Raw genomic sequence first — 26,598 nt, forward strand, 5'->3', positions numbered from 1 at the left:
GGCGCCAAGAACGACTTCGGGCTGGTCGCCATCGACACCCTGCTGGCCAGGATGGAGAACGACCGCGACCGCCTGGTGGTCATCATCGCCGGGTACCGGGCCGACCTGGACAAGTTCCTGGACACCAACGAGGGCTTGCGTTCCCGGTTCACCCGCAACATCGACTTCCCGTCGTACGCGCCGTCGGAGCTGGTCGAGATCGCCACCAAGATGGCCGAACAACGCGACAGCGTCTTCGAACAGGCCGCGCTGGACCACATGGAGGAGTTGTTCACCAAGCTGGCCCGCGAATCGACCCCGGACGCCAACGGGATCTCGCGCCGCAACCTGGACATCGCCGGTAACGGCCGATTCGTCCGGAACATCGTCGAGCGCGCCGAAGAGGAACGGGAGTTCCGGCTCGACCATTCCGAGCACGCCGGAACCGGCGAATTCACTGACGAGGAGCTGATGACGATCACCGACGACGACGTCGCACGGTCGGTTGAGCCGCTGCTGCGCGGCCTTGGCCTGTCGGTGCCGGCATGACCGCCAACAACGATCCCGACGACCGGCGTTCGTTCACCTCGCGCACCCCGGTCAACGACAACCCCGACCAGGTGCAGTACCGGCGCGGCTTCGTCACCCGGCACCAGGTCAGCGGCTGGCGATTCGTGATGCGCCGCATCGCTTCCGGTATCGCGCTGCACGACACCCGGATGCTGGTCGACCCGCTGCGCACCCAGTCGCGCGCCGTCGCGATGGGCGCGGTCCTGCTGGTCACCGGGCTGGCCGGCTGCTTCGTGTTCTCGCTGATCCGGCCCAACGGCACCGCCGGGACCAACGCCGTGCTGGCCGACCGGTCCACGGCTGCGCTGTACGTCCGGGTCGGCGACGACCTGCACCCGGTGCTCAACCTGACCTCCGCCCGGCTGATCGTGGGCAAGCCGGTCAACCCCACCACCGTGAAAAGCGCTGAGCTGGATCGGTTTCCGCGCGGCAACCTGCTCGGCATCCCCGGCGCCCCGGAGCGGATGGTGCAAAACCCGTCCACCGACGCGAACTGGACGGTGTGCGACTCGGTCAGCGAGCCCGCCCCGGGCGGGCACGGCGCGCACAGCACCGGTGTCACCGTGATCGCGGGCCGGCCGGACAGCAGCGGCGCCCGCGCCGCCGCGCTGCCGTCGCAGCAGGCGATCCTGGCCGAGCGGGACGGCGGCACCTGGCTGCTGTGGAACGGCCGGCGCTCGCAGATCAACCTGGCCGACCACGCCGTCACCAACGCGCTCGGCCTGACCGAGAACAACTCCGAGCTGCCCGCGCCCCGGCCCATCGCGCTCGGTCTGTTCAACGCGATACCCGAGGCGCCGTCGTTGTCCGCGCCGGGCATCCCGAACGCCGGCGCCCCGGCGCCGTTCGCGGTGCCGGCCCCGATCGGGGCCGTGGTGGTCTCCTACACCCTGGATCAAAGCTCCTCGGGGGCGCCGCGCTACTACGCGGTGCTGCCCGACGGCCTGCAGCAGATCTCACCGGTGCTGGCGGCGATCCTGCGCAACACCAATTCCTATGGGCTGGACCAACCGCCGCGGCTGGGCGCCGACGCGGTGGCCAAGCTGCCGGTGTCGCGGATGCTGGACACCGCGCGCTACCCGGACCAACACGTCAGCCTGGTGGACACCGCCAAATCGCCTGTCACATGCGCATATTGGAGCAAGCCCGCCGGTGCGGCCACCAGCTCGCTGAACCTGTTGTCCGGCTCGGCGCTGCCGATCGCCGAATCGATTCGCCCCGTCGACCTGGTGGGCGGCGGCTCCCCGCAGAACGGGCCGGTGGCCACCCGGGTCGCGTTGCCGCCGGGCACCGGCTACTTCACCCAGACCGCCAGCGGCGGCGCGGGCTCGCCGGGTGCCGGATCGCTGTTCTGGGTGTCGGACACCGGGGTCCGCTACGGCATCGACAACGAGGCCGAGCACTCGGCCGCCGGGCACGGCAAAACGGTTGAGGCCCTTGGCCTTAGCGGCTCGCCGCTGCCCATCCCGTGGTCGGTGCTGTCGTTGTTCGCCAAGGGTCCGACGTTGTCGCGCGCCGACGCGCTGCTGGCACACGACGGGCTGCCGCCCGACCAGGCGCCCGGCCGCGTGGCTGCCGCCGCACCGCAAGCCGAGGGAGCCCCCCGATGAGCCGACTGATCTTCGAAGCGCGCCGCCGGCTGGCGCCCCCGGTCGCCCGCAAGGGCACCATCGTCATCGAGCCGCCGCCCGAGCTGCCCCGGGTGATCCCGCCGTCGTTCCTGCGCCGGGCGATGCCCTACGTGCTGGTGATCCTGATCGTCGGCATGATCGTCGCGCTGTTCGCCACCGGGATGCGGCTGATCTCGCCGCAGACGCTGTTCTTCCCGTTCGTGCTGTTGCTGGCCGCGACCGCGATGTACCGCGGCAATGACAACAAGACGCGCACCGAGGAGGTCGACGCCGAACGCGCCGATTACCTGCGTTACCTGTCGGTGGTCCGGGACAACATCCGCACCCAGGCCGCCGCCCAGCGCGCCGCCGCGCAGTGGTCGCATCCCGAGCCCAGCGCACTGGCCACGGTGCCCGGATCGCGCCGCCAGTGGGAGCGCGACCCGCACGACCCGGACTTCCTGGTGCTGCGCGCGGGCCGCCACCACGTGCCGCTGGCCACCACGCTGCGGGTCAACGACATCGCCGACGAGATCGATCTGGAACCGGTGTCGCACAGCGCATTACGCAGCCTGCTCGACACCCATCGCACGGTGCGCGACGTGCCGACCGGAATCGATCTGGCCAAGGTCTCCCGGATCACGGTGCTGGGTTCGCAAGACGAGGCGCGCGCCGCGATGCGGGCCTGGATCGCTCAGGCGGTCACCTGGCACGACCCGACGGTGCTCGGGATCGCCCTGGCGACACCCGATCTGGAAGGCCCGGAGTGGTCCTGGCTGAAGTGGTTGCCGCACATCGACATTCCCGGTGAGCTCGACGGGGTGGGGCCGGCTCGTTTCATGGCCGGCAACGTCGACGAACTGGTCGCGAAGCTCGGCCCGGCGCTGCTGGACCGGCCGGCCTTCACCGGCGAGGCGGCCGACGCGCTGCGGCACCTGCTGATCGTCGTCGACGACCCGGACTACGACCTGAACGCCTCGGCGCTGGCGGTCGGCCGGGCCGGTGTCACCGTGGTGCACCGCAGCGCGACAGCGCCGCACCGCGAACAGTATTCGGATCCAGAGAAGCCGATCCTGCGCGTGGCGCAGGGCGCCATCCAACGCTGGCAGACCGGCGGCTGGCAGCCCTACATCGACCACGCCGACCAGCTGGGCACCGACGAGGCCGCCCACCTGGCGCGCCAGCTGTCGCGCTGGGACTCCAACCCGACGCACACCGGGCTGCGCTCGGCGGCCACCCGCGGCGCCACCTTCACCACCCTGCTGGGCATCCCGGATGCCTCCCAGCTGGATGTGCCCACGCTGTGGGCGCCGCGCCGCCGCGAGGACGAGTTGCGCGTCCCGATCGGCGTCACCGCCACCGGTGAGCCGCTGATCTTCGACCTCAAGGACGAAGCCGAGGGCGGCATGGGCCCGCACGGGCTGATGATCGGCATGACCGGTTCGGGCAAGTCGCAGACCCTGATGTCGATCCTTTTGTCGCTGTTGACAACTCACTCGGCCGACCGGCTGATCGTCATCTACGCCGACTTCAAGGGCGAGGCCGGCGCGGACAGCTTCCGCAACTTCCCGCAGGTGGTCGCCGTCATCTCCAACATGGCCGAGAAGAAGTCGCTGGCCGACCGGTTCGCCGACACGCTGCGCGGCGAGGTGGCCCGGCGGGAGAACCTGCTGCGCGAAGCCGGCCGCCGGGTGCAGGGCAGCGCGTTCAACTCGGTGGTCGAGTACGAGGCCGCCATCGCTGCGGGACACGACCTGCCGCCGATCCCCACGCTGTTCGTGGTGGCCGACGAATTCACCCTGATGCTGGCCGACCACCCCGAGTACGCGGAGCTGTTCGACTACGTCGCGCGCAAGGGCCGCTCGTTCCGCATCCACATCCTGTTCGCGTCCCAGACCCTGGACGTCGGCAAGATCAAGGACATCGACAAGAACACCTCCTACCGCATCGGGCTGAAGGTGGCCAGCCCCAGCGTGTCCCGGCAGATCATCGGCGTGGAGGACGCCTACCACATCGAATCCGGCAAGGAGCACAAGGGCGTGGGCTTTTTGGTGCCCGCCCCCGGCGCCACCCCGATCAAGTTCCGCAGCACCTACGTCGACGGCATCTACGAGCCGCCGCAGAAGGCCAAATCCTTTGTGGTGCCGTCTATCCCAGAGCCCAAGCTGTTCACCGCCGGGCGGGTCGAACCCGATCACGACACCGTGATCAGTGCGCCCGAGGAAGACGAACTGACCGGGCCGCCGCGCAAGCTGATCGCCACCATCGGCGAGCAGCTGGCCCGCTACGGTCCGCGCGCACCGCAGCTGTGGCTGCCGCCGCTGGACGAGCCGATCCCATTGAGCGCCATGCTGGCCCGCGCCGGCGTGCCGCCGCGGCAGTGGCAGTGGCCGCTCGGCGAGATCGACAAGCCCTTCGACATGCGCCGCGACCCGCTGATCTTCGACGCCGCGTCCGCGGCCGGCAACATGGTCATCCACGGTGGCCCCAAGTCGGGGAAGTCGACCGCGCTGCAGACCTTCATCCTGTCCGCGGCCAGCCTGCACTCGCCGCGCGAGGTCACCTTCTACTGCCTGGACTACGGCGGCGGGAAACTGCGTGCGCTCGAAGATCTGGCGCACGTTGGCAGCGTGGCCTCGGCGCTGGAACCCGAACGCATCCGGCGCACCTTCGGCGAGCTCGAGCAGCTGCTGTTGTCGCGGCAGCGCCGCGAGGCGTTCCGGGACTCCCGCGGTGGGGTGCCCGACGACGGGTTCGGCGAGGTGTTCCTGGTCATCGACAACCTGTACGCGTTCGGCCGCGACAACACCGACCAGTTCAACACGCGAAACCCGTTGCTGGCCAAGGTCAGTGAGCTGGTCAACATCGGCCTGGCGTACGGCATCCACGTCGTGATCACCACCCCGAGCTGGCTGGAGGTGCCGCTGGCCATGCGGGACGGCCTCGGGTTGCGGCTGGAACTGAAGTTGCACGACCCGCGGGACAGCAACGTCCGGGTGGTCGGCGCCCTGCGCCGCCCCGCCGAGGCGGTGCCGCACGACCAGCCCGGTCGCGGATTGACCATGGCCGCAGAGCATTTCCTGTTCGCCGCCCCGGAACTCGACCAGATCGCCGCGATCAACGACCGCTACCCGGGCATGGCCGCGCCGCCGGTGCGGCTGCTGCCCACCAACCTGGCCCCGCACGCCGTCGGGGCGCTGTACCGCGGGCCGGAGCAGGTGGTCATCGGGCAGCGCGAGGAGGACCTGGCGCCGGTGGTGCTCAACTTCGCCGACAACCCGCTGCTGATGGTGTTCGGCGACAGCAAGACGGGCAAGACCACGTTGCTGCGCCACCTCATTCGCACCGTGCGCGAACACTCCTCGCCCGACCAGGTGGCCTTCACCGTGCTGGACCGGCGGCTGCACCTGGTCGACGAACCGCTGTTCGCCGACAACGAATACACCGCCAACATCGACCGCATCATCCCGGCGATGCTGGGGCTGGCCAACCTGATCGAATCGCGCCGGCCACCGGCCGGCCTGTCGCCGCAGGAGCTGTCCCGCTGGACCTACGCGGGCCACACCCACTACCTGATCATCGACGACGTCGACCAGATCCCGGACTCACCGGCGATGAGCGGGCCCTACGTCGGGCAGCGCCCGTGGACCCCGCTGATCGGATTGCTGTCGCAGGCCGCCGATCTGGGGTTGCGGGTGATCGTCACCGCGCGCGCCACCGGCTCGGGGCACGCGCTGATGACCAACCCGCTGCTGCGCCGGTTCAACGACCTGCAGGCGACCACGCTGATGCTGGCGGGCAACCCGCAAGACAGCGGCAAGATCCGGGGCCAGCGATTCGGCCGGTTGCCCGCCGGACGGGCAATCCTGTTGGGCGACAGCGACGCTCCGACATACGTGCAGTTGGTCAACCCCCTGGCCGGGGAATCCGTCATGGCAAGTGAAGCGCAACGGGAGGAGTAGAGATGACACTGCGAGTGGTCCCCGAAGGCCTGGCCGCCACCAGTGCGGCGGTGGAGGCGCTGACGGCGCGGCTGGCGGCCGCGCACGCGGCGGCGGCGCCGGCGATCACGGCGGTGGTGCCGCCGGCGGCCGACCCGGTATCCCTGCAAACCGCACTGGGTTTCAGCGCCCAGGGCCAGGAGCACTCGGCCGTGGCGGCCCAGGGCGTGGAGGAGCTGGGCCGGGCCGGGGTCGGTGTCGGCGAGGCCGGCGCGAGCTATCTCGCCGGCGACACGGCGGCCGCTGCGACGTTCGGGATCGCGGGCGCCTGACACATGACCTCCCCGTTCGGACCGATCTGGATGGCTTCGCCGCCCGAGGTGCATTCGGCGTTGCTCAGCGCCGGTCCGGGCCCGGGGCCGCTGCTGGCGGCCGCCGGTGCCTGGACCTCGCTGAGCGCCCAATACGCCACGGCGGCAGCCGAACTCAGCGCACTGCTGGGCGAGGCGCAGGCCGGGTCCTGGGAAGGGGAGAGTGCCGCGCAGTACGCGGCGGCCCACCTGCCGTATCTGGCGTGGCTGCAGCAGGCCAGCGCCGACAGCGCGGGGGCCGCGGCGCAACAGGAGGTCGCCGCGACGGCCTACACGACCGCGCTGGCGGCCATGCCGACGCTGGCCGAACTGGCCGCCAACCACACCATCCACGGGGTGCTGCTGGCGACGAATTTCTTTGGCATCAACACCATTCCGATCGCCGTGAACGAAGCCGACTACGCCCGGATGTGGGTGCAGGCGGCCACCACGATGGGCACCTATCAGGCCGTCGCCGGCTCGGCGCTGGCCGCGGCGCCGCGCACCGCCCCGGCGCCGTCCATCGTCAAACCCGGCGGGGAAGCCAACAACCTCGCGGCCAACGCGGCCCAGAACAGCTCCGGGGATTGGTGGCAGAACTTCATCCAGCAGCTGTCCCAGTTCTTCCAGAACATCCAGAAGATGCTGCAGGACTTCTGGGCGAATCTGCCGGCGTTCCTGGCGGCCAACGGACCCCTGCTGTTCTTCGTCGCCTACCAGGTGTTCTTCAACGCGGTGGGCTGGCCGACCTGGGGTGCGATCCTGACCGCGCCGTTCCTGCTGCCGCTGCTGCTGGGCATCGGCCTGAGCTCGCTGCTGGCCGCGCCCGCCGAGATCGCGCCCGTCGCCGCCCCCGCCGCGATCACCCCGGTGCTGGCGTCGAACAAGCCGCCCACGTTGCCGGCGGCGGTGGCGCTGGCCCCGAGCGTCGCCACCCCGCCGGAGCCCGGCCAGCACGGTCGCCGCGGCTCCGGCGGCGGCCGCCCCCGCGCCGCCGCCGCGGCGGGGAACTTCGCCTATCTGGTCGCCTTCGGCGGCGACCCGGACACCGGAGTGGGCCCCACCCTGAGCGGGCGCGGCGGGGCCAAGGCCCCGGCGGCGACCATCCCCGCGGCCGGTGCGGCCGCGCCGGCCCGCGCCGAGGCACGAGCGCGACGCCGGCGGCGGGCCGCGCTGCACGACTACAGCGACGAATTCCTGGACATGGACTCCGGTTTCGGTGTCCCCCCGGATTACGGCGCCGAGGAGGAGCTGGCCGCGGCGGTGGCCTCCGGGCAGGGCGCCGGGACGCTCGGGTTCGCCGGAACCCAGCAGCGGCGCAAGGCCTTTCAAGCGGCCGGACTGACCAAGCTGGCCGACGACGACTTCGGCGGCAGCCCACGGATGCCCATGGTGCCCGGCACCTGGGAGCAGGACACACAGAACGGAGCTCATCCGACCGAGCCGGGGAAAGGGGGGTAAGGCAGTCAGCCAGATGCAGGTGAATCACCGAAACCCCAACGGACGCAACAGAAAGGAAGCACCATGAGTATGTTGGACGCTCACATTCCGCAGTTGGTAGCCGCACAATCGGCGTTCAGCGCCAAGGCGGCGCTGATGCGCAGCACGATCAGCCAGGCCGAGCAGGAAGCGGTCTCGGCCCAGGCGTTCCACCAGGGCGAGTCCTCGGCGGCATTCCAGGCCGCGCACGCCCGCTTCGTGGAAGTCGCCGCCCGGGTCAACACCCTGCTGGACATCGCCCAGGCCAACCTCGGCGACGCCGCCGGCACCTACGTGGCCGCCGACGCCGCGGCCGCGTCCGGCTACACCGCGTTCTGACCCAGCCGTTTTCGAGACGCCGACAGCGAAAGGACTTGTGATGTCACAGATCATGTACAACTACCCGGCGATGCTGAGCCACGCCGCCGACATGTCGGGCTATGCCGGCACGATGCAGGGCCTGGGCGCCGACATCGCCAGCGAGCAGGCCACCCTGTCCAACGCCTGGCAGGGTGACACCGGGATGACCTACCAGGTGTGGCAGGCGCAGTGGAACGAGGCCATGGAGAGCCTGGTGCGCGCCTACCAGTCGATGGCCAGCACCCACGAGGCCAACACCATGTCCATGTTGGCCCGCGACCAGGCCGAAGCCGCCAAATGGGGCGGCTAGTTCGTGGCTGAACTGACCTGATGGACCCAGCACCCAACGCCGTCGAGCTGACGGTCGATCACGCCTGGTTCATCGCGGAAACCACTGGGGCAGGAAGCTTTCCCTGGGTGTTGGCGATCACCTGCCCGTACCGCGATGCGGCGGAACGCAACGCGTTCCTCGACCGTCAGCGCGCGGAGCTGAGCGAGATGGGCCTGGTGTCCGACGCCGGGCTGATCAACCCCGCGGTCGCCGAGTGGATCAAGGTGGTGTGCTTCCCGCAGCGCTGGCTGGACCTGCGCTACGTCGGCCCCGCCAAGGACACCGGTGAAGGCGGCGGCAGCGAGCTGCTGCGCGGCATCGTCGCGCAGCGCGACGGCGCGGGCGGCCGGTCGATCACGGTGGTCGCGTTGCGCAGCGCGCAGCTGATCACGTTCACCGCCATGGACATCGACGATCCGCGCGCGCTGGTCCCGGTGCTCACCGTGGGCCTCGCGCAGCGAGCACCGGCCTCCTTCGACGAGTTCAGCATGCCCACCCGGGTCGGCGCCCGGGCCGACGAGCGGCTGCGTGCGGGTGCTCCGCTTTCCGAAGTCCTTGACTACCTTGGTATTCCGCAGTCGGCGCGTCCGGTGGTGGAGTCGGTGTTCAACGGCCCGCGCAGCTACGTCGAGATCGTCGCCGGCTGCCACCGCGACGGCCGGCACTCCACCACCGAGGTGGGGATGAGCATCGTCGACGCCCGCGAGGGGCGGGTGTTGGTCAGCCCGTCCCGCGCGTTCGACGGCGAATGGGTGTCGACGTTCAGCCCGGGCACCCCGTTCGCGATCGCCGTCGCGATCGAACACCTGACCGCGCTGCTGCCGGGCGACGGATGGTTCGCCGGCCACCGGCTGGCCCGAGATTTTTCTGTCCAACACTGAAGAGAAATAGAGAAGAGAGCACGATGTTCCAGGAACGGCCGCAACATTCTGCGAGGGTCCGGTGACGTCCGGAACCGTCATGCCGATCGTCCGGGTGGCAATACTGGCGGACAGCAGGCTGACGGAGATGGCCCTGCCCGCCGAGCTGCCGCTACGCGAGATCCTGCCCGCCGTACAGCGTTTGGTGGTTCCGGCCGCCGCCAACGGCGACTCGGAGGACGGCGCCCCGTCGCGGGGCGCCGCAGAGGTCGGCGGGGCGGTGCAACTGAGCCTGGCGCCCATCGGCGGGGCGCCGTTCAGCCTGGACGCCAGCCTGGACACCGTCGGCGTCGTCGACGGTGACCTGCTGGCCCTGCAACCGGTGCCGGCCGGCCCGGCCGCGCCCGGCATCGTGGAGGACATCGCCGACGCGGCCATGATCTTCTCCACCTCGCGACTACGGCCTTGGGGCACAACGCATATCCAGCGTTTCGCGCTGGCCGCGGTGATCGCGGTGGCCCTACTGGCGACCGGACTGTCGGTCAGCTACCGGGTCGCCACCGGGGCGCTGGCCGGGCTGGTCGCGGTCAGCGCGGTGGCGGCACTGACCGCGATAGTCGGCCTGCTGGCCACCGCCCGCTCGCCGCGCACCGGGATGGCGCTCTCGATCGCGGCGCTGGTGCCCATCGGCGCGGCGCTGGCGCTGGCGGTGCCGGGCCGGTTCGGTCCCGCGCAGGTGATGCTGGCCGCGGCGGGTGTCACCGCCTGGTCGCTGATCGCCCTGATGGCGCCCAGCGCCGAGCGGGAACGCCTCGCCGGCTTCTTCACCGCGACGGCGGTGCTGGGCGCCGCGGTGCTGCTGGCCGCGGGCGCCGAATTGCTCTGGCACATCACGCCCGTCGCGCTCGGCTGCGGCCTGATCGTGGCCGCGCTTCTGGTCACCGTGGAAGCCGCGCCGCTGTCCGCGCTGTGGGCCCGCTTCCCGCTGCCGGTCATTCCGGCGCCGGGCGACCCCACGCCGTCGGCGCCGCCGTTGCCGGTGCTCGAGGACCTGCCGCGGCGCGTGCGGATCGGCGACGCCCACCAGAGCGGGTTCATCGCCGCCGCGGTGCTGCTCAGCGTGCTGGGCTCGGTGGCGATCGCGCTGCGGCCCGAAACACTCAGTGCCGCAGGCTGGTACGTGGTGGGGGCGACGGCGGCGACGTCGGTGCTGCGCGCCCGGGTGTGGGACTCGGCCGCGTGCAAGGCGTGGCTGCTCGCCCAGCCGTACCTGGCCGCCGGTGTGCTGCTGGTGCTCTACACCGCGACCGGCCGGTATGCGGGCGCCCTCGGTGCGGTGCTGGTGCTGCTGGCGCTGGTGGCGGTGTGGATCGTGGTGGCCCTGAACCCGGGTATCGCCGCACCGGAAAGCTATTCGCTGCCGGTGCGCCGGTTGGTCGGCTTCGTCGCGACCGGGCTCGATGCGTCGCTGATCCCGGTCATGGCGTTCGTGGTCGGCCTGTTCGGCTGGGTGCTCGATCGATGATTCGGCCGGCATCGGCCTGCCTCGCGGCGGTGTTGGCGTTGTTGCCCGCCACCGCGACGTGGGCGAGTCCGCCGGCCCTCGCGATCAGCCCGCCGACGGTCGATCCGGGGGTCCCGCCACCGAGCGGGGCGCCCGGCCCGGGGCAGCCGATGGAGCAGCGCGCACCTTGTACCACCTCCGGGGTGATCCCGGGCAGCGAGCCGGCCGCCGTCACACCCAGCCAGTCGGCGCTGAATCTTCCTGCGGCATGGCGGTTTTCCCGCGGTGACGGTCAGCTGGTCGCGGTGCTGGACACCGGGGTGCGGCCCGGCCCGCGGCTACCCAACGTCGAACCGGGCGGCGATTTCGTCGAGACCACCGACGGCCTGACCGACTGCGACGGGCACGGGACGCTGCTGGCCGGCCTCGTCGCGGGCCAGCCGTCGCCCGACGACGGGTTCGCCGGCGTCGCCCCCGCGGCGCGCGTGGTGTCGATCAGGACCACCTCGGCCAAGTTCTCGCCGCGCACCCCGGGCGGCGATCCGCTGCTGGCGCGGGCGGCCGCGGAGGTCGGCACGCTCGCCCGCGCGATCGTGCACGCGGCCGACCTGGGCGCCCGGGTGATCGACGTCGGCTCGGCCACCTGCCTGCCGGTGGACCGCCCCGTCGACCAGGCCGCCCTGGGCGCCGCCGTGCGCTATGCGGCCGTGGACAAGGACGCGGTGATCGTCGCCGCCGCCGGCGACAGCGGGCCGACCGGATCGTTCGCCGGCGGAACGTCGTGTGAGTCCAATCCGCTCACCGACCTGAGCCGCCCGAGCGATCCACGCAATTGGGCCGGCGTCACCTCGCTGTCCATCCCGTCGTGGTGGCAGCCCTACGTGCTGTCGGTGGCCTCGCTGACCCCGGACGGTCAACCGTCGAAGTTCACCGTGGCCGGCCCGTGGGTGGGGGTTGCGGCGCCCGGCGAACGCATCGTGTCGATCGGCAACGGCGACGGCGCCGGCCTGACCAACGGCCTGCCCGACGAACACCAGCAGCTGGCCGCCCTCAACGGCACCGGCTACGCGGCCGGTTACGTCGCGGGCGTCGCCGCGCTGGTGCGCAGCAAGTACCCCGACCTGTCCGCCACCGCGGTGGTGCATCGGATCACCGCAACCGCGCACAACGGCGCCCGCGACCCGTCCAACGTGGTGGGCGCGGGCAGCGTGGACCCGGTGGCGGCGCTGACCTGGCAACTGCCCGCCGGCGATCAGCCGGGCCCGGCGGCCAAGCCGATCGCCGTGCCGCCCGCGCCGGCGCCCCCGGACACCACACCCCGCACCGTGGCGGTGGCCGGCACCGCCGCCCTGGCCGTGCTGGTCGCGGTGGCCGGCGCGGTCACCGCCCTCGCGGCACGCCGACGAAAGGACCCCAGCGCGTGAGCAAGCATCGGATACCGACGCCCGGAAGCGGGCGAATCACGTTGGCGCTGTTGGCCGTTGTGCCCGCGGCGATGGCCTACCCGTGGCACTCGCCGCGCGACTACTGGCTGCTAGGCATCGCGGCCGTGGTGCTGATCGTGCTGTTCGGTTGGTGGGGCGGGCTGTACTTCACCACCCTGCTGCGCCGCCGGCTGGCGATCATCGGGCGGCACAATGCGGTGCGCCCGCAGCGTCCCGACCCGGCCACCACCGTCCTGATCCGCGTCGGTGCGCCCGCCGACGGCTCCGACGCGCTGCCGCTGCCGCTGATCGCCGGCTACCTGGACCGCTACGGCATCCGTGCGGACAAGGTCCGAATCACCAGCCGCGACAACGCCTCCGACGAGTCCCGGCGCCAAACCTGGATCGGGCTCACCGTGTCGGCGCCGGACAACCTCGCGGCACTGCAGGCGCGCTCGCCGCGCATCCCGTTGGCCGAGACCGCGCAGGTCGCCGCCCGCCGGCTGGCCGACCACCTGCGGGAGACCGGCTGGGAGGCCGGTGTTGTCCCGCCCGACGACGTCCCCCGCCTGTTGACGTCCAACCCGCGCGAGAGATGGCGCGGGGTGCAGCGCGGCCCGTCGGATTACCTTGCCGCATACCAGATCCCGGTGGACGAGTCGCTGCCGGAGACGTTGGAGGCGATCCGCTCGTACCCGGCGCGCGAAAGCTGCGTCGCGCTGGAGATCGCCGGGGACAAGGCGGCGCCGACGATCGCCGTGGCATGCGCGTTCCAGACCGACACCGCCCCGGACCGCGGGGCGCCGCTGGCCGGGCTGATCCCGCAACGCGGCAACCATCTGCCCGCGCTGACCGCCCTGGACCTGTTGTCGACCGGGCGGCTGGACGGGCACACCGCGGCGCCCGCGGACCTGCTCGACCGGCTGCACTGGCCCACCCAGGGTGCGCCGGCCGGTGACGCCGACACCGTCGCCGCCGCTAGAACATGACCTGCTGCAGGAACGCGGTCATCCGGCGCAGGTAGTCCAGCTGGCTGATGTGCAGCACGTGGCTGCCCGGAAACCAGTGCAGCGCACAACGATCCCAGTGCTGCCATAGCTTGACGGCGTGCTCGGGCGGGGCCATCCGGTCACCGAGGCCGGTGATGATCATCCGCCGGTCTTTGGCCAGCACCGGCCGGTAGGTGAGCGGGCAGTGGTAAGCCAACCCGGCGGCCAACTGCGCGCGGCTGATGTCGGACGATCGCAGGCCCAGCCCGACCAGCTTGTTGGCCGGGAACCATTCGTCGAACAGCGTCGCCGGGGTGACGACGGGACAGTTGGGGATGACGGCCTCGAGCCGATCGTCCACCGAGGCCACCAGGGCCGAGGTGTAGCCGCCCAGCGAGATGCCGGTGAGCGCGATGCGCTCGACACCGGTGTGGCGCAGATAGTCGATGAGCGAACGAAAGTCGTGCACGGCCTGGGCCATCGCCTCGGCGAAGCCGCTGAGTCCACCGGCGAAATAGCCGAAACCGCTGAAGGGCGAGAACCTTTCGGCCCGCTTGCCGTGAAAAGGCAAGGTGTACATCAACACGTCGTAGCCGGCCCGGTAGTACCAGGGCAACGAAAAGAACCGCCCATTGGCCAGATACGACGACCCCAGGAAACCGTGGATGACGCACAGCGTGGGCCGCGGCCCGTCGTCGTGGCGCCAATGCTGCGCGCGCACTACGTTGTTGCGGCCCCACCTGCTCCAGCGCGCCCGCATGGCCGGGTTGACCGCGGTGAAGCTGCTGTCGAACGCGAGGTTGTCCACCGTGCCGCGGGCCACCCATTCGGCCAACGGGCTGGCCCGTCGGGAGGTGACCCGGGGCGGTTCGGTGGGCGGCGGAAAGGACCGGTCGGGGTCGGCCGCCGCGCCCAGCTCAGCGTAGAACTCGAGGTTGGCGCGTTCGGTGGCGGCGTCGGCGTGCCGCAGCGCGTTGGCGACCACGAACGGCGCCACCGTGGTGGACAGCAGCGAGGCCACCCAGGTGCGCAGGGCCAGATCGCCCAGGGCCGAGGCCTCGACTACCATTCGCTGACGAGGCGACAACGCCGAAGTGGGGGGTAATCCGCCGGCGCCGGGCGGTACATCGGCGCCGGGAACATCTGGAACGGGGATGGGCGGGTCGAACGGATCCAAGTCGGGCGCCACGAACGCCGATGCTAGCCCGGCCGTCGCGCGCTTCCTACAGCGTTCGGCCCGTTTCGCTTCGCCGTGATGTCATCTCGGGCCCACGCAGGGGCGGTGTCGAGGCGCACCATTGGGGTACTACGGTGTGCATCGGCCGGCTAGCGACGGCGCGTTGATCAGGAGGACCGACATGTGGGATCCGGACGTCTACCTGGCCTTTGCCGACCATCGGGCCCGTCCCTTCTACGATCTGCTGTCGCGGGTGGGCGCCGAGCGGGCGCGCCGCGTCGTCGATCTCGGGTGCGGGCCGGGCCACCTGACCAAGTACCTGGGCCGGCGCTGGCCGGACGCGGTCATCGAGGCGATGGACAGTTCCCCGGAGATGGTCGCCGCGGCCAAGGAGCGCGGCATCGACGCCGTCACCGGCGATCTGCGCAACTGGAAACCCAAACCCGACACCGACGTGGTGGTCAGCAACGCCGCCCTGCATTGGGTGCCCGAACACTCCGACTTGCTGCTGCGCTGGGCCGGGCAGCTGGCGCCCGGGTCGTGGATCGGGGTGCAGATGCCGGGCAACTTCGAGTCCCCGTCCTACGCCGCGGTGCGCGCCCTGGCCCGTCGGGAGCCGTACGCGAAGTTGTTGCGCGACATACCTTTTCGGGTGGGCGCGGTGGTTCAGCCGCCGACCCACTACGCCAACATGCTGCTGGACGCGGGCTGCAAGGTCGACGTCTGGGAGACCACCTATCTGCACCAGCTGACCGGCGAGCATCCGGTGCTGGAGTGGATCACCGGCACTGCGCTGGTCCCGGTGCGCGAGCGGCTCGACGACGACGCCTGGGAGCAGTTCCGCGAGGAGCTGATCCCGCTGCTGCGCGACGCCTACCCGCCGCGCGCCGACGGGACGACGATCTTCCCGTTCCGGCGGGTCTTCATCGTCGCCGAGGTCGGCTCCGGCCGTCCGGCCGCCTAGCTCCCGCCGCCCACACCGCGTCGGCCCCGCGCGCAGAGCACCGCGCCGGCCCCGCGCGCCGAGCACCGCGCCGAGCGTGTGGGGCAGGTACGAAAAACGAACGGGACACGTGCGTAGGCCCCACACTGGGCGCGGCCCGGGCGGCGACTTCGCGTCACGATGACCGCAACTACCGCTGCGCGGGGTTGCCCTCCTCCTCGATGCCCCGGTCGGCGGCGATGGCCGAGCGGGCGGTCGGCCGGGCGCCGTGGTGAATCTGCAGATACGTTTCGGTGTAGCGCGCCGCGATGCGGGTGCCGGCGAACTCCGAGGGAATCACGTCCCCGGTGCGCTGACGCCAATCATGCAGCAGCACAGCAAGATTGGCGGCGACCTCGTCGGCGTCGGCGTCATCTCCGGCCAGCAGGTTGGTGATTTCGGTGGGGTCGGCGCGCAGATCGTAGAGTTCACGCTCGGGCCGCGGCGCGGTGACCAACGGCGCCACCGCCATCCCGGACGGGCTCTCCTCGATGTCCCAGGGCAGTTCCAGCAGCGGCCGCGACGCGTAATTTTCGATGTAGCTGTAATCCTTGGTGCGAATCGCGCGAATCGGATCGAACGAGTCGTGGTAGGTCTTCATCGTGTACACGTGCTCGCGCACCGGCGCAGCATCCGGATCCGGCCGCAGCAGCGCGGACGCGTGCGACACGCCGTCGACATCGGGCGGCACGCTGATTCCCAACAGCCCCAACAGGGTTGGCACCAGATCGACCGCGCTGAACAACTCGTCGTACACCCGGGGCGGCAGTCCCCGGCCGGTGGGCGGCCGGACGATCATGCCGATGCCGGTGCCGGCGTCGTACAGCGTGGATTTCGCCCGCGGGAACGCCGGCCCGTGATCGGTGAAGAACACCACCCAGGTGCTGGCGTCCAAACCGGTGTCGGCCAGCGTGTCCAGCAGCCGGCCCACCGCGGCGTCGGCCGTGCTGATGGCCCCGTAGAAGGCGGCCAGGTCGCCGCGCACCTCCGGGGTGTCCGGGAGGTAGTCGGGCGGTTGCACCTCGGCGCTGTCCGCCGGCGGGTACCGGTCCTCCGGATATGGCCGGTGCGTCTCGAAGAAGCCGGCGGTCAGCAGAAACGGTTGCCCCACAACACCTTCAGCGCTCTGCCGCAGCCACTCGTCGGCCCGCTGCGCCACGTAGTCACAATAGGAATTCGACACGTCGAACTCGTCGAACCCCAACCGCTTCGGATAGGAGGTCTCGTGTTGCATGCCGAAAAGCGCCGAGTACCAACCCGCTTCGGACAGTATCTGGGGCAGGGTGCGAATCCCGCTGCGGTATTCCCAGCCGTGATGGGCCAGCCCGATCAGTCCGTTGGTCTGCGGATAGCGGCCGGTGAACAGCGATCCCCGCGACGGCGAGCACAGCGGCGCGGTGGCGTGCGCCCGGGTGAACAGGATGCCCTCGGCGGCAAGGCGGTCCAGGCGCGGGCTGGACACGTCCCGGTGGCCGTAGGCGCCCAGGTAGCGCCCCAGGTCGTGCCAGTGCACGATCAGCACGTTGTCCTTGCGGCCCGCGTCGTTGCGGTCGCCAGCGTCGCCCGGCGTCAATTGCGTCACCTCTCACATTGCCTTGCGACCGGCGACGATACCGCAACATGCCGCGACGACTCCCGCCGCGCCGACCGGTCAGGGCAGCTGCGGTTGCGCCCACCGGTTTTCGCAGACGAACTCCGCCAGCGGCCGCGGCGTGGCCCAGCCGTCCAGCTCCAGCGCCGGGCGATCGGGGAATTCGGGCACCGGTCCCAGGCACAGGATGGCCACCGGTTCGGCGCCGTCCGGCAACCCGAGCAGCTCCGCCAGCGGCCGCGGCTCGAACAGCGACACCCAGCCCATGCCCAGGCCTTCGGCCCGGGCCGCCAGCCACAGATTCTGGATGGCGCACGACACCGACGCCAGGTCCATCTGCGGCAACGTCCGCCGGCCGAAGACGTGCTTGTCGCGGTCGTCGCCCAGGGCCACCACGAGAAGCTCGGCGCACTCCAGGATGCCCTCCACCTTGAGCGCCAGGAACTCCTGCGCCCGCTCGCCCAGGGCGGCGGCGGTGCGCGGCCGTTCCTGCTCGACGAGGGCGTGAATGCGCCGGCGCAGCGCAGCGTCGGTGATCCGGATGAAGCGCCACGGCTGCATCAGCCCCACGCTGGGCGCGGCGTGCGCGGCGGCCAGCAGCCGCGCCAGCACCTGCTCGTCCACCACCGCGCCCGCAACGAAGCGGCGCATGTCGCGCCGTTCGGCGATGACGCGATAGACCGCCCGTCGCTCCTGCGGACTGAAAGCCGGACCGGTCACGCAGCCATCGTAGGAAATCCGGGCTAGCGTGGATCGTGTCTTGAAGGGAGTGGCCCGTGAAGCCTTCCGACGTCCTCGAGCAACTGGCCGCCGACCGCGGCGCCGACCGCGGCTACGGCGAGCCCTACCAGACCCCGGACGGCACCACCGTCATCGTGGTCGGCAAACCGCCGGGGGTCTTCACCATCCGTGACGGCCAGGCCCGCTGGACGCCGGCCGTGGACACCGGCCGGGTGGCGCTGATCGGGGTGATCACCGGCCTGCTGGCGGCGGTGATCGGCAGCCTGGCGGTGCTGCGCCAGCCGCCCTGGCCGCGGATCACGATCAGGGACTATAGGTAACGCCGACCGCGCGGAACACGTACTCCGGCGGCATGTCGAAGGCCAGCGAGTGGCGCGGCAGGCCGCTGAGCACATCGGCGGGAATGGCGACCTTGTAGTGCAGTGACAACTCGCCGCTGAATTTCTCGTCGACCCGCGAGACGTCGACGTCCACCTGCAATCCCGTCGAGGAGATCTCCACCTGGGCCGCCCCGGTCTGCGGCGCGTCCCAGGCAACGTTGACGGTCGGGCCGGCCAGCCGGGGCAGCATGGACAGCGTCGCCAGCACCCGCTCGGAGGTGAACACCAGCGACCCCGTGTAGCTGGCGACGCTGTGCGGCAGCCGCACGCCCGGGATGGTGCCGCTGAATCGCCGGGTCACCGCGACGTAATCGGCAAGGTAGATAAGGCCTTCCGCCTCGACCTGGGCATGCAGGTCGTCGGGCAGCTTGCCGATGCCGAACAACCTACGGACAAACACGGCCATGCTGCCCAGTATGACGGCGCGCGCGCCGTCGCGCGTCCGTGCTGGTATCGATGGGGCAATGATGCGACCGAGGCCCGCGCCCGCCGCGACGATCGCCCTGCTGGCCACGGCGGTGTACGCGGTGATGTGGATCGGCTACCGGCACGGCTGGGGCTGGCTGGCGCGGATGGACTGGTCGTTGCTGAACGGCACGCGTGACCTCGCGGTCAAACACCCGGGCTGGCTGCGCGCGGCCGAGGTGGTGTCGGTGGTGCTGGGCCCGGGCACGCTGGCAGTGCTGGGCATCGCGGTGACGCTGTGCGCGGTGGTGCTGCGCCGGCTGCGGGCCGCGCTGGTGCTGGCGCTGGCCTGCGCGCCGTGCAACGAGCTGGTCACCGCGGGGGCCAAGGCGCTGGTCGACCGGCCGCGGCCGCCGACCGCGCTGGTCGGCGCGGCCTCGACGTCGTTTCCGTCCGGACACGCGCTCGAGGCGACGGCCGGTCTGTTGGCCATGACGTTGTTCGCGCTGCCGATGCTGAACCGGGTGCTGCGCGGCCTCCTCGTCGCCGCGGTCGCGGTGGCGCTGCCGGCGGTCGGGCTGTCCCGGGTGATGCTGAACGTGCACTACCCGTCCGACGTGCTGGCCGGCTGGTCGCTGGGCTATCTGTATTTCCTGTTGTGTCTCTTGGTGTTTCGGCCTTCGGCTCCGGACCGCTCGGGCTAAAGCCGTGCGGCGGCGGGCTTTTGGTCACGGCGCGGTGACCTAACCGGGTCTAAAGCTTTACTTGACCCTCGGGACGGGCCGGTCCGACGATGGAGTGCATGCACCGACTGCTCACGTCACTGTGCGCTGCGGCGTGCGTGATCGTCGCCTCGGTGGTGCTCTCGCCGATCAGTGCCGCGGCCGGCGCTCCCTGGTTCGCCAACGCGGTTGGCAATGCGACACAAGTGGTTTCGGTGGTCAGCACCGGCGGCTCGAACGCCACCATGGAGATCTTCCAGCGCACCGGCACCGGCTGGCAGTCGCTGCGCTCCGGCGTGCCCACCCACGTCGGCTCGGCCGGGATGGCGCCGCAGGCCAAGAGCGGCGTTCCGGCCACCCCGATGGGGGTCTACAGCCTGGACTCCGCCTTCGGCACCGCGCCCAACCCCGGCACCGGGCTGCCCTACACCCAGATCGTTGGGCCCAACTACTGGTGGAGCGGCGACGACCACAGCCCCACCTTCAACTCCATGCAGGTGTGCCCGAAAGCCCAGTGCCCGTTCAACACCGCCGAAAGCGAGAACCTGCAGATCCCGCAGTACAAGCACGCGGTGGTGATGGGCGTCAACAAGAACAAGACCCCCGGCGGCGGCGCCGCGTTCTTCTTTCACACCACCGACGGCAAACCCACCGAGGGTTGCGTGGCGGTCGACGACGCTCAGCTGGTGTCGATCATGAAATGGCTGCGGCCCGGCGCGGTCATTGCGATCACCAAGTGACGCTCAGTCCGCCCCGGCGATGGCCCGGCCCGGCTTGAGCGTGAAATTCAGCCCCTCCAATGACATGGTGGCGTCATAGGTGCGGTCGTAGCCGGTGCCGCTGATCTTCCACCCCCGCTCGGTGCGCCGGTAGGTGTCGCGGTAGAAGGCCGCGCCGATCAGCATGAAATTGAGCTCGGCGACCATCACCCGGTCCTGCAGATACCAACTGCCCGTGGCGGTGTCGCCGTCGACGACGATGTCGGGATGGGTGACCCGGTGTTCGGTGATGACGTTCGCGGGCAGCGAGGTTCGCATGTACTCGACCAGCTCGGCGCGGTTGGTGAAGTGCAGTTCGTTGCCGATCGAGGGGCCGTAGTCGGCCGTGATGTCCTCGGCGAGGGTGTCGGCGAAATCGTCCCAGTGCTTGGTGTCCAGCGCGCGCAGATAGCGGTATTTGACTTGCTTGATGGCTTCGATGTCGGCCAGGTCGTCGAGGGTCATCGGATCATTGCAGCACACGGGTGACCATGTCGATCAGGGCACGCCGTTCCAGGCTCCAATCGACGGTCGTCCCGATCACCATCTGCGCCAGCACAACCCCGCGCAGCGTCGCCCAAATCACCTCGGCCACACCGGCATTCGCCGGATCCGTGGTGATCAGTCGGCCGAGCTGGCCGATCGCGGCGTTCATGTCCAGCAGGTGGCGGCGCGACGAGTCTCCCAGCGCGCCCCGGGTGGCGTGCAGGATCTCGAACGCCGCCATCGACGTGGGGCTGCTGTAGCAGCTCCACGCGGTGTCGATGACGACCTCGACGCGCTGCCGCAGCGGCAACTCGCTGACGTCGGCCGACGACAGGCTTTCCACCAGCCGGGCCACCCCGTCGTCCACCACGGCCATCAGCAGGCCGTTGCGGTCGCCGAAGTGGTACTGGATGACGCCCCAGGTCACTCCCGCCCGCTCGGCCACGTGCTTGGCGGTGGCGGCGGCGAACCCCTCCTCGATGATGCAGCGGACCGTCTCGTCGATGATCCTGGCCCGCGTGTCGTCGCCGCGCTTGCGCGGCGCGGTCGTTCGTCTGGTGGGCCCCGCGGGGCGACCGGACTGCTGGCCTGCGGCAATGGACATTGTTGACTTTATAACATAGCCGAGTCTATTTTTGGGCCGTGGCCCAATCTCCGTATGCCCGCCTGTCCCGGTCCGAGCTGGCCGTCCTGGTCCCCGAACTGCTGCTGATCGGCCAGATGATGGACCGCTCCGGCATGGCCTGGTGCATCAGCTCCTTCGGCCGCGACGAGATGGTGCAGATCGCCATCGAGGAGTGGGCCGGCGCGAGCCCGATCTACACCCGGCGCATGCAGCGGGCGCTGGGCTACGAGGGCGACGACGTCATCACGATCTTCAAGGGGCTGCAGCTCGACATCGGCGCGCCGCCGCAATTCATGGATTTCCGCTACACCGTGCACGACCGCTGGCACGGCGAGTTTCAGCTCGACCATTGCGGGGCGCTGCTCGACGTCGAACCGATGGGCCCGGACTACGTGTTCGGGATGTGCCACACCATCGAGGACCCGACCTTCGACGCCACCGCGGTGGCCACCAATCCGCGCGCCCAGGTGCGGCCCATCCACCGCCCGCCCCGCGAACCCGCGGACCGGCATCCGCACTGCGCGTGGACCGTGATCATCGACGAGTCCTATCCGGAGGCCCAGCCCATCCCGGCGCTGCACATCGTGCGCCAAACCCGCGCTGCCGGTTGGGAACTCGACCCGATCGATGCGTCGGACGAGGGCATGGCCGACTATTCCGGGCCGCTGCTGTCCGACCTGGACTTCGGCGCGTTCTCGCACTCGGCGCTGGTGCGCATCGCCGACGAGGTCTGTTTGCAAATGCACTTGCTGTACCTGTCTTTCGCCATCGCGGTGCGAAAGCGCGCTGCCGATGATGCCGAGGCGGTGTCCGTGTGCACCCGCGGCCTGACCGGCGTCGCCGGGCTGGCCGCCGAGCGAATCCATCGCGCCGTCGGATCCGGTGGCGGGATCGACGCGGTGCTGCGCGTGCTCGAATTGCATCCGCTGCTCAACCCCGCCGGCTACGTCGTCTCCGAAATCGCCGGCAACCGGCTGCTGGTGCACCGGTCACCGGCGCACGACGACGCCGCCTGGATATCCCTGTGCTCGCCGGGTTCGGTGCAACCGCTGCAGGCGATCGCCACCGCGGTGAATCCGCGGATCGGCGTGCGGGTCAGCGGCACCGACACCGACTGGACCGCCGAATTCGTCGAAACCGACACCGACGCCGATGAGCTGCCGGAGGTTTCGGTGACCAAGGTCAGCGGCGGTTCCACCTTCCAATTCGAGCCGAGACGATCGCTGCCCCTCACCGTGGTCTGAGTCCAACGGGAGTTTGTCAAGGGGTCCGCGGTACCACTTCGGTGACACAACCGCATCGACCATATACCGATGACGTTGCAACCCATCGGCTTTGGGCGTGTCCACGGATATGGTTGACGCTGGCCACCGACCCCTATAGACGAAGGTTTTCGCTCTATGTACGACCCGCTCGGGTTGTCGATCGGGACCACCAACCTGGTCGCTGCGCGTAATGGAAGCCCACCGGTTAGTCGCCGCTGTGTGCTGACCCTTTACCCGCACTGCGCACCGAAAATCGGTGCGCCCGAAGAGAATCCGCTTCTGGCTGAGCCTGGCGTGCCGATGAAGGGCTTTGTGGAGCGCATCGGCGATTCGGTCGCGCTGGTGTCGCCGGACGGTTCCGCGCACGATCCGGAGCTGTTGACGGTGGAGGCGCTGGACGCGATGGTGCTCGCCGCCGGTGCGGATGCGGCGTCTTCGGAGATTTCCATCGCGGTCCCGGCGCACTGGAAACCCGGCACCGTGCAGGCGCTGCGCGACGCGCTGCGCACCCACCTGGGCTTCGTCCGCAGCGGCATGGCGCCGCGGCTGGTCAGCGACGCCATCGCCGCGCTGACTGCGGTGAAGTCCGAACTGGGTCTGCCCGACGAGGGCGTGGTCGGGCTGCTCGACTTCGGCGGCAGCGGCACCTCGGCCACCCTGGTGAACGTCGCCGGCGACTTCGAACTCGTCAGCGCCACAATGCGATACACCGCGCTGTCCGGCGACGAGATCGACCAGGAGCTGCAGCTGCGGGCGTTCGAGGAGCTCGGGCACGGCAGCGGCCTCGACCCGGCCAGCACCGCCGGGGTGGGACAGCTCGCGGCGCTGCGGGAGCAGTGCCGCGCCGCCAAGGAACGGCTTTCCACCGACGTCGTCACCGAGATCACCGCCGAACTCGGCGGGCGCAGTTGCAGCCTGACGTTGACGCAGGACGATCTCGAAGAGCTGATGCAGGACCGGCTGACCGGCTTCATCTATGCCTTCGACGACCTGCTGGTGCGCTACCGCAAGAGCTGGTCGGACCTGGCGGCGGTGGTGACCGTCGGTGGCGGTGCACGCATTCCGCTTGTCACGGAACGACTTTCGATGCACGGCCGGACACCGATCCTGACACCGTCGCAGCCGGCGTTCGCGGCCGCGGCCGGTGCGCTGCTGCTGGCCTCGCGCGGCGGCGAACTGGACATGCGCACGCGCACCTCGATCGGCCTGCTGGCGGCGGCCGACGCCGCCGGCGACGTCGTCGACCTGGGCGCCGGCGATGTGCTGGTGATCGACGACGAGGCGCTGACCGACCGCGAATTAGCTTGGTCGCAAACCGAATACCCCGGTGACCTGCGGATGCGGTTCGGCGGCGAAACTTATGACGAGGACGGCCCGGCCGGCTGGTCGATGCGGCTCAACGTCATCGACCCGCCCAAACCGCGGCGGCCCTGGCGGCGACTTCGCTTCTCCCAGTTGATCATCGGGATGTCCGCCGCGGTCGCCATGACCGCGATCGGCGGGGTGGCCTACACGCTGACCGGGATCGAAAACCGCCAGGCCCGCCGGCGCCGTCCGTCGCCCCGCTGCCGCCGGTCAGCCGGGTGGTGCCGCCGTCGGCCGTCGCGCCGCCCACCGCGGTGCCCCGCCGCCACCGCCCAGCGCGCAACCGGTCCCAGCCCGGCGCCGCCACCGCCGCAGCCGCCCCCGCCGCCACCGTCGCCACCGCCGGCGCCGCCGCCTCCGGTCGTGGTGACCACGGCACCGCCGGCGCCGACCTACACGCCGCGGCACACCGCGCCGCCGACGACCACGGCCCCGCCGGCGCTCACCACCACGGCGCCGACGCCGAGTCCGACGCCCACCACCACACCGCCGCCACCGACGACGACGCAGGAGCCGACCACCACCAGCACCACCACCACGGTGCCGATGACCACCGAGTGGATCCACGTTCCGCTGCTGCCGGTTCCGATCCCGGTGCCGGTGCCGCAGAAGCAGGCTCCCGCGACGCCGCAGTATCCGTCGAACGAGTATCCGCAGTACCCGCAATATCCGGGCAACGAATATCCGCAATACCCGGGGAACTCCCAAAACCCCTACTACGGCCCGGGGTATTAGCGTCCATCCTGCTCAGGCAGTCCATCTGCGCGCCGAGTCGCGCGCGGGTAGCGTGGTGTCACCAAGTTCATGCGGGGTTTACCCGCCATGCCCTCGCCCGGCCCGGTCTGGGTCGCGCGGGGCAGTGCAAGACCTTGGAGGCGTTACGTGGACATCGTGCTTGGGGTGTCGATGGCTCCCGGGACGGTCCGCCTGGTAGCGATCGAAGGACAGAATGCCGACGGCGTGACCGTCGAACAGGAAGAGTTCGCGGTCGGAGCCGCTGGGAATTCGGCGAATTCGGCGGCCGACCAGGTGATCGACGCGATCATCGGCACCCGCGAGGGAGTTTTCGAGGGCGGCCACCGGCTGACCTCGACGGGGGTTACCTGGACCGACCCCACCGGGGCCGCGGCGTTGCGGGATGCGATCGCCTCCCACGAGCTGGGCAACGTGATGTTGGTCTCGCCGCTGCTGGCCGCGGCCGCGCTGGCGCAGACGGTCGGGTATGCGCTCGGCTACGGGCACATCGGGATGCTGTTCGTCGAGCCGCGCAGCGCGACGCTGGCGGTCGTCGACGTGAGCGACGGTTCGATCGTCGATCTGCACCGCCACCAGATCCCGCACGGCCCCGGCGCGCCGGTGGCGGCCGAGCTGGCGGCGATGGTCGCCGGCCTGGATGCGCGCGACACCCGCGCCGACGGCGTGTTCGTGGTCGGCTGCGGAACCGACATCGTCGCGGTGAAACCGGCGCTGGAGGCGGCCAGCCCCGTTCCGGTCACCGGCCCCGAGGAGCCGGACATGGCGCTGGCCCGCGGCGCGGCCCTGGCCTCGGCGAACGCGCCGCTGTTCGCGTCGTCGACGGCGGCGCTGGCCTACGCGCTGGACCCGGGCACCGGGGAGATGGATCCACCCGCGTTCAACCCCACCTATCTGGATGTGTGGGGCGACACCGGTGCGGGCACCGGCGTGCGCGCCTACAGCGCCGTCCCCGACGAGGAGGAGCCGGCCCCGCGCCGGCCGTGGTCGATGCTGCTGGCCGGCGGCGCGCTGGCCGGCATCGCCGCGGTGATCGGCGGCGTGGTGCTGGTGACGCTGACCTCGGACGGTCACAGCACGAACACCCGGCACAACCAGGGCGTCAGCGTCGCCACCCGGGGATCCAGCTGCCGGCGCCGCCGCCGAGCAACCCGCCGCGGCGCAGCCGCCGCGCCGAGCACGCCGCCCCGCCCGACCCCACCGAGGTGGCCGCCCGGCGCCGGAGCCGTCCAGCAGGCGGCGCCGCAGACCCGGTCACCACCGCGCCCCGGCGCCGGTCTACCGCGCCCGGCCGGCCCACACCGCAGTACCAGCCGCGGCCGTCGAGCAGCCGGCGCCGCGCGCCGCCGCGCCGCCCCGGCCGCCCACCTCCGGCGCCGCGCCGCCGCCGGCCGCCCGCCGGTGCCCCACCAGCCACCGGTGACGATGTACCTGCACTTCCCGTTCGTCACGGTGCCGATCCCGATCACCCCGCCGGCGCCGCCGCCCGGCCCATAGCACCTGGCACACCCGGCCGGCCGGGCGCACACTGGCAGGTACGGCACGAGCGGCAAGGAGGTCGCGTGGGCGAGCAGGGTGGGTTCGGATTCGACCCCGACGAGTTCGATCGGATGATCCGTGAGGGCAGCGAAGGGCTGCGCGAGGTGTTCGAGCGGGTCAGCAAGTTCGTCGCCGCTCCGGGCGCCCGGACCGGCTGGTCCTCCCTTTTCGAGGACCTGTCGCGGCGGGGTCGCCCCGCGCCGGAGACCGCCGGGGAAGCCGGCGACGGGGTGTGGGCCATCTACACCGTGGACGCCGGCGGCGGCGCGCACGTCGAACAGGTCTTCGCCACCGAGCTCGACGCGCTGCGGGCCAACAAGGACAACGTCGACCCCAAACGCAAGGTGCGCTTCCTGCCGTACGGCATCGCGGTCAGCGTCCTCGACGACGATCCCGAACGGCCCGGCTGACC

General features: G+C 70.8%; 23 protein-coding genes and 2 pseudogenes. 19 read left to right on the plus strand and 6 right to left on the minus strand.

Features of this window, described 5'->3' with window-relative positions:
- From eccA3 to eccE, 11 genes and pseudogenes are all read left to right on the plus strand, one after another.
- A pseudogene (eccA3, locus tag NF20_RS24175) lies at positions 1 to 528 on the plus strand (type VII secretion system ESX-3 AAA family ATPase EccA3); the annotation flags it as partial.
- Positions 525 to 2,159 (plus strand): type VII secretion protein EccB, encoded by a 1,635-nt coding sequence (gene eccB / locus NF20_RS24180; protein ID WP_011726301.1) that lies wholly within the window; start codon positions 525 to 527, stop codon positions 2,157 to 2,159. The pseudogene eccA3 and the gene eccB, both read left to right, overlap by 4 nt.
- Positions 2,156 to 6,121 carry a type VII secretion protein EccC gene (locus NF20_RS24185; RefSeq protein ID WP_023866890.1) on the plus strand — a complete coding sequence of 1,322 codons (3,966 nt, stop codon included), beginning with the start codon at positions 2,156 to 2,158 and terminating at the stop codon, positions 6,119 to 6,121. The genes eccB and NF20_RS24185 overlap by 4 nt, the downstream gene beginning before the upstream one ends.
- A gap of 2 nt (positions 6,122 to 6,123) precedes the next feature.
- On the plus strand, positions 6,124 to 6,432 hold the full coding sequence (locus NF20_RS24190) for a PE family protein (RefSeq protein WP_011726300.1): 309 nt from the start codon (positions 6,124 to 6,126) through the stop codon (positions 6,430 to 6,432).
- Positions 6,433 to 6,435: 3 nt separating this feature from the next.
- A complete protein-coding gene (locus NF20_RS24195) occupies positions 6,436 to 7,911 on the plus strand; it encodes a PPE family protein (RefSeq protein ID WP_033717553.1) in 1,476 nt (491 codons plus the stop codon).
- Between the two features lie 63 nt (positions 7,912 to 7,974).
- Positions 7,975 to 8,268: a WXG100 family type VII secretion target gene (locus NF20_RS24200; RefSeq protein ID WP_003873939.1), complete on the plus strand. Its 294-nt coding sequence runs from the start codon at positions 7,975 to 7,977 to the stop codon at positions 8,266 to 8,268.
- A 40-nt stretch (positions 8,269 to 8,308) separates the two neighbouring features.
- Complete coding sequence (locus NF20_RS24205; protein ID WP_003879185.1) at positions 8,309 to 8,599, plus strand: WXG100 family type VII secretion target; 291 nt, start codon at positions 8,309 to 8,311, stop codon at positions 8,597 to 8,599.
- A 20-nt stretch (positions 8,600 to 8,619) separates the two neighbouring features.
- Positions 8,620 to 9,501, plus strand: coding sequence for an ESX secretion-associated protein EspG (locus NF20_RS24210; protein WP_019734159.1), 882 nt, complete (start codon positions 8,620 to 8,622; stop codon positions 9,499 to 9,501).
- Between the two features lie 79 nt (positions 9,502 to 9,580).
- Positions 9,581 to 11,005, plus strand: coding sequence for a type VII secretion integral membrane protein EccD (gene eccD, locus NF20_RS24215; protein WP_003879188.1), 1,425 nt, complete (start codon positions 9,581 to 9,583; stop codon positions 11,003 to 11,005).
- Positions 11,002 to 12,408, plus strand: coding sequence for a type VII secretion system ESX-3 serine protease mycosin MycP3 (gene mycP3, locus NF20_RS24220; RefSeq protein ID WP_033711183.1), 1,407 nt, complete (start codon positions 11,002 to 11,004; stop codon positions 12,406 to 12,408). Before eccD ends, mycP3 begins: the two co-directional genes overlap by 4 nt.
- Positions 12,405 to 13,397 (plus strand): type VII secretion protein EccE, encoded by a 993-nt coding sequence (gene eccE / locus NF20_RS24225; RefSeq protein WP_019733754.1) that lies wholly within the window; start codon positions 12,405 to 12,407, stop codon positions 13,395 to 13,397. The genes mycP3 and eccE overlap by 4 nt, the downstream gene beginning before the upstream one ends.
- On the opposite strand, the gene NF20_RS24230 is transcribed toward eccE, so the two are convergent.
- Positions 13,387 to 14,586, minus strand: a complete 1,200-nt coding sequence (locus NF20_RS24230) for an alpha/beta hydrolase family protein (RefSeq protein WP_019733755.1) — start codon at positions 14,584 to 14,586, stop codon at positions 13,387 to 13,389. The two genes, eccE and NF20_RS24230, sit on opposite strands and share 11 nt — an antisense overlap.
- Positions 14,587 to 14,755: 169 nt before the next feature.
- Between NF20_RS24230 and NF20_RS24235 the strand changes: the two genes are divergently transcribed.
- The gene (locus NF20_RS24235; RefSeq protein WP_011726292.1) at positions 14,756 to 15,538 is read left to right on the plus strand and encodes a trans-aconitate 2-methyltransferase; all 783 of its coding nucleotides are present in this window, start codon (positions 14,756 to 14,758) and stop codon (positions 15,536 to 15,538) included.
- Between the two features lie 169 nt (positions 15,539 to 15,707).
- On the opposite strand, the gene NF20_RS24240 is transcribed toward NF20_RS24235, so the two are convergent.
- Positions 15,708 to 17,138 (minus strand): sulfatase, encoded by a 1,431-nt coding sequence (locus NF20_RS24240; RefSeq protein WP_003879192.1) that lies wholly within the window; start codon positions 17,136 to 17,138, stop codon positions 15,708 to 15,710.
- 69 nt (positions 17,139 to 17,207) lie between these two features.
- The gene (gene bluB / locus NF20_RS24245) at positions 17,208 to 17,867 is read right to left on the minus strand and encodes a 5,6-dimethylbenzimidazole synthase (RefSeq protein WP_019733757.1); all 660 of its coding nucleotides are present in this window, start codon (positions 17,865 to 17,867) and stop codon (positions 17,208 to 17,210) included.
- A 56-nt stretch (positions 17,868 to 17,923) separates the two neighbouring features.
- Between bluB and NF20_RS24250 the strand changes: the two genes are divergently transcribed.
- Complete coding sequence (locus tag NF20_RS24250) at positions 17,924 to 18,208, plus strand: hypothetical protein (RefSeq protein ID WP_003873928.1); 285 nt, start codon at positions 17,924 to 17,926, stop codon at positions 18,206 to 18,208.
- Here the strand turns inward: NF20_RS24250 and NF20_RS24255 are convergent.
- Positions 18,192 to 18,674 carry a hypothetical protein gene (locus NF20_RS24255; RefSeq protein ID WP_003873927.1) on the minus strand — a complete coding sequence of 161 codons (483 nt, stop codon included), beginning with the start codon at positions 18,672 to 18,674 and terminating at the stop codon, positions 18,192 to 18,194. The genes NF20_RS24250 and NF20_RS24255 overlap by 17 nt on opposite strands.
- 58 nt (positions 18,675 to 18,732) lie before the next feature.
- Here NF20_RS24255 and NF20_RS24260 point away from each other — a divergent pair, with 58 nt between their 5' ends.
- Together NF20_RS24260 and NF20_RS24265 are read left to right on the plus strand one after the other, a co-directional pair.
- Complete coding sequence (locus NF20_RS24260) at positions 18,733 to 19,377, plus strand: phosphatase PAP2 family protein (RefSeq protein ID WP_033711181.1); 645 nt, start codon at positions 18,733 to 18,735, stop codon at positions 19,375 to 19,377.
- A gap of 98 nt (positions 19,378 to 19,475) precedes the next feature.
- Positions 19,476 to 20,135 carry a L,D-transpeptidase family protein gene (locus NF20_RS24265; RefSeq protein WP_003879195.1) on the plus strand — a complete coding sequence of 220 codons (660 nt, stop codon included), beginning with the start codon at positions 19,476 to 19,478 and terminating at the stop codon, positions 20,133 to 20,135.
- 3 nt (positions 20,136 to 20,138) lie between these two features.
- Here NF20_RS24265 and NF20_RS24270 read toward each other — a convergent pair whose 3' ends face one another.
- Together NF20_RS24270 and NF20_RS24275 are read right to left on the minus strand one after the other, a co-directional pair.
- On the minus strand, positions 20,139 to 20,618 hold the full coding sequence (locus tag NF20_RS24270) for a nuclear transport factor 2 family protein (protein ID WP_003873924.1): 480 nt from the start codon (positions 20,616 to 20,618) through the stop codon (positions 20,139 to 20,141).
- 4 nt (positions 20,619 to 20,622) lie between these two features.
- On the minus strand, positions 20,623 to 21,243 hold the full coding sequence (locus NF20_RS24275; RefSeq protein ID WP_023871574.1) for a TetR/AcrR family transcriptional regulator: 621 nt from the start codon (positions 21,241 to 21,243) through the stop codon (positions 20,623 to 20,625).
- A 38-nt stretch (positions 21,244 to 21,281) separates the two neighbouring features.
- On the opposite strand from NF20_RS24275, the gene NF20_RS24280 reads away from it, so the two are divergent.
- From NF20_RS24280 to NF20_RS24295, 4 genes and pseudogenes are all read left to right on the plus strand, one after another.
- Positions 21,282 to 22,508, plus strand: coding sequence for a hypothetical protein (locus NF20_RS24280; RefSeq protein ID WP_003873922.1), 1,227 nt, complete (start codon positions 21,282 to 21,284; stop codon positions 22,506 to 22,508).
- Positions 22,509 to 22,664: 156 nt separating this feature from the next.
- Positions 22,665 to 24,629 (plus strand): annotated as a pseudogene (locus tag NF20_RS24285) (Hsp70 family protein).
- Between the two features lie 147 nt (positions 24,630 to 24,776).
- Entirely contained in the window at positions 24,777 to 26,144 is a 1,368-nt protein-coding gene (locus NF20_RS25745; protein ID WP_255343506.1) for a hypothetical protein, read from the plus strand.
- 65 nt (positions 26,145 to 26,209) lie between these two features.
- On the plus strand, positions 26,210 to 26,596 hold the full coding sequence (locus NF20_RS24295; RefSeq protein ID WP_033710919.1) for a hypothetical protein: 387 nt from the start codon (positions 26,210 to 26,212) through the stop codon (positions 26,594 to 26,596).
- The last annotated feature ends 2 nt before the right edge of the window (positions 26,597 to 26,598 follow it).

Source organism: Mycobacterium sp. MAC_080597_8934, assembly GCF_000523975.1.
GTDB classification, from domain to species: Bacteria; Actinomycetota; Actinomycetes; order Mycobacteriales; family Mycobacteriaceae; genus Mycobacterium; species Mycobacterium avium.

Excerpts from the sequence above, each read along its gene's own strand:
- eccB (WP_011726301.1), top strand. The coding sequence starts at position 525 with ATGACCGCCAACAACGATCCCGACGACCGGCGTTCGTTCACCTCGCGC.
- NF20_RS24185 (WP_023866890.1), top strand. The coding sequence starts at position 2,156 with ATGAGCCGACTGATCTTCGAAGCGCGCCGCCGGCTGGCGCCCCCGGTC.
- NF20_RS24190 (WP_011726300.1), top strand. The coding sequence starts at position 6,124 with ATGACACTGCGAGTGGTCCCCGAAGGCCTGGCCGCCACCAGTGCGGCG.
- NF20_RS24195 (WP_033717553.1), top strand. The coding sequence starts at position 6,436 with ATGACCTCCCCGTTCGGACCGATCTGGATGGCTTCGCCGCCCGAGGTG.
- NF20_RS24200 (WP_003873939.1), top strand. The coding sequence starts at position 7,975 with ATGAGTATGTTGGACGCTCACATTCCGCAGTTGGTAGCCGCACAATCG.
- NF20_RS24205 (WP_003879185.1), top strand. The coding sequence starts at position 8,309 with ATGTCACAGATCATGTACAACTACCCGGCGATGCTGAGCCACGCCGCC.
- NF20_RS24210 (WP_019734159.1), top strand. The coding sequence starts at position 8,620 with ATGGACCCAGCACCCAACGCCGTCGAGCTGACGGTCGATCACGCCTGG.
- eccD (WP_003879188.1), top strand. The coding sequence starts at position 9,581 with ATGCCGATCGTCCGGGTGGCAATACTGGCGGACAGCAGGCTGACGGAG.
- mycP3 (WP_033711183.1), top strand. The coding sequence starts at position 11,002 with ATGATTCGGCCGGCATCGGCCTGCCTCGCGGCGGTGTTGGCGTTGTTG.
- NF20_RS24235 (WP_011726292.1), top strand. The coding sequence starts at position 14,756 with ATGTGGGATCCGGACGTCTACCTGGCCTTTGCCGACCATCGGGCCCGT.
- NF20_RS24255 (WP_003873927.1), bottom strand. The coding sequence starts at position 18,674 with ATGGCCGTGTTTGTCCGTAGGTTGTTCGGCATCGGCAAGCTGCCCGAC.
- NF20_RS24260 (WP_033711181.1), top strand. The coding sequence starts at position 18,733 with ATGATGCGACCGAGGCCCGCGCCCGCCGCGACGATCGCCCTGCTGGCC.
- NF20_RS24265 (WP_003879195.1), top strand. The coding sequence starts at position 19,476 with ATGCACCGACTGCTCACGTCACTGTGCGCTGCGGCGTGCGTGATCGTC.
- NF20_RS24270 (WP_003873924.1), bottom strand. The coding sequence starts at position 20,618 with ATGACCCTCGACGACCTGGCCGACATCGAAGCCATCAAGCAAGTCAAA.
- NF20_RS24275 (WP_023871574.1), bottom strand. The coding sequence starts at position 21,243 with ATGTCCATTGCCGCAGGCCAGCAGTCCGGTCGCCCCGCGGGGCCCACC.